At 30.2% G+C, this 2,033-nt stretch carries 3 protein-coding genes; all 3 read left to right on the top strand.

What is annotated here, in order from left to right:
• Positions 1–111: 111 nt before the first annotated feature.
• The 3 genes from JMO20_RS20755 (at position 112) to JMO20_RS06390 (ending at position 1,609) form a co-directional block, all read left to right on the top strand.
• Positions 112–456 carry an RHS repeat-associated core domain-containing protein gene (locus tag JMO20_RS20755; protein WP_424141323.1) on the top strand — a complete coding sequence of 115 codons (345 nt, stop codon included), beginning with the start codon at positions 112–114 and terminating at the stop codon, positions 454–456.
• A 204-nt stretch (positions 457–660) separates the two neighbouring features.
• A complete protein-coding gene (locus JMO20_RS06395; RefSeq protein WP_202708709.1) occupies positions 661–894 on the top strand; it encodes a hypothetical protein in 234 nt (77 codons plus the stop codon).
• A gap of 1 nt (position 895) precedes the next feature.
• Positions 896–1,609, top strand: a complete 714-nt coding sequence (locus tag JMO20_RS06390) for a hypothetical protein (RefSeq protein WP_202708708.1) — start codon at positions 896–898, stop codon at positions 1,607–1,609.
• Positions 1,610–2,033: the final 424 nt, after the last annotated feature.

Here is a 2,033-nt window from a genome sequence, read left to right as displayed (position 1 = left end):
TCAAGGCAGGATAATCAAGGAACAATAGCGTATTATTTATATAACGGACATGGAGATGTAGTACAGTTAACAGATACAGATGGTGTTAAAATAAAGGAATATGACTAGGACATATTTGGTAACGAAATAAACCAAGACTTTAATGACACAAATCCATTTAGATACAGTGGAGAATACTATGACAAGGAAACGGGGACATATTATCTAAGAGCAAGATATTATGATCCTAGCATAGGTAGGTTTATATCAGAAGATAGTTATACGGGCAAGTTAACTGACCCACTTAGTTTAAATCTGTATACTTATTGTTGGAATAATCCAATTAGATATGTTGACCCTAGTGGAAATGCCCCAGTTACTTTGTTATATTTATACCTGACGTATGTTGCTTCATCACCTGATACACATATAGATATGGAAATGATGTCATATTCAATCTTACAAGGTGATTATTAAGGTGCAGCACTTGATGGACTTGATATTTTTGTTCCTGAAGGAACAGGATTTGGTAGAGCATCTAAGCATATAAAGAGGTTCTTTAGTAAGGTTGGAAATAAGTTAGATGATGCATGGAATTTAACTAAGAAACTATTAATAAGTGAAGATGGATATTTGATGCTTAGTAAGGGGACGGGTGAAGATAATTATTATAAGTAAGGGTTGAAAGAGGTACATGATAATTGGGTTGAAGTAGAGGCGTCAGAATCTTTAAAAGTTAAGAGTAATTCATTTAAAAATTTCTTGCGTAATCAAGGATTTAATCCTAAAAAATGGAATAAAGTAGTTGAAAAATGGGGTTCTCCTGATGGAACTATATATCAAAGACACTATTGGACTGATGGTAAAAACTACTATTATCATGGCAATGGAGTAGAGGAATTTTTTCCGCATTAATATGAGAGGTGGTAATGACTTGGAGTATACAATTGATGATGTAAGATTGAACTTGAACAATTATTTTCATGGTAAAATTTCTAAAGATGATTTGGGAAATTGGGCTAAGTCTGCTTATCATGACTTGTTAAAAGGTGGATATTTGGCGATTGAAAAGATTACATGTTATCCATTTGTTAAAGTACTCTCGACAATACACGTTAAGGAAGACGATATAAAGGGAATCTTTCCATGTGATATTGAGCTAGTTGAGTCATTTAGGGATATTTTAAATGGAAAAAAGAATGAGATCTATTCTATAGATATCAGTTTTCCATGGGAGACATATGGGAAGGAATTTCACCTAAATATCGAAAAAAAAGAACAATATTTGAAAATTCTTGATATATTGAAAAAGTACTCAAATAGACAACAACTTTATAAGAAGGATTACGAAGAATTCCTTAATGCATTAAATAAGGCAGATGAAAAGCCAAATACAATATTATTTGTTATAGATAACCTGATAAAAAGTTTTATTAAGCACAATATTGATTGGGAAGATGAGTGTCTTCATATTCACGAGGGTAATTGGTTATATATAAACAAGAAAGACAGAATTGATGATATTCAAGGTAAAATGATAAGATATATAGAATGTTATGTAGGCTTTAGGAATATTAGTTTAGATATTCTAATTAATGGAGGTAAGCACTACATCACATATTCTATATAATATAGTCATGATATTAGTTTGATAATAAAGTAAATCTGAATATTATAGTTTAGGTTGCTTTAGAAGTTTGAAGGAGTGATATTATAATCTTGGAATTATATGTCATTCCTTTTCTTTTAATGTGACTACCCAGTGCCGAATGATTCCAATACCATTACTAAGACAAAGACAACCTATATAAGCCCTATACAATATATTTATAAAATTAAGTGTACTCACATATTGAATTTTATAATATAAATTACTTTATTCAGTATCAAAATTCAGTATCAAATCCTATTTAGATATCCTCAGTTACCCTCACTTCTTCTATATTTTACTTTATCTTTGTTTTCCTTCTGTCTATGGAATTTAAAATAATAGCATTACGGATTACTTTGGAAAAATAACTGAATATATATATGATAGCAGAAATAGGTTAAAG

The sequence above is a fragment of the Sporosalibacterium faouarense genome (genome assembly GCF_016765695.1).
GTDB classification, from domain to species: domain Bacteria; phylum Bacillota; class Clostridia; order Tissierellales; family VENL01; genus Sporosalibacterium; species Sporosalibacterium faouarense.
This window is presented reverse-complemented; position numbering and strand designations above follow the sequence as displayed.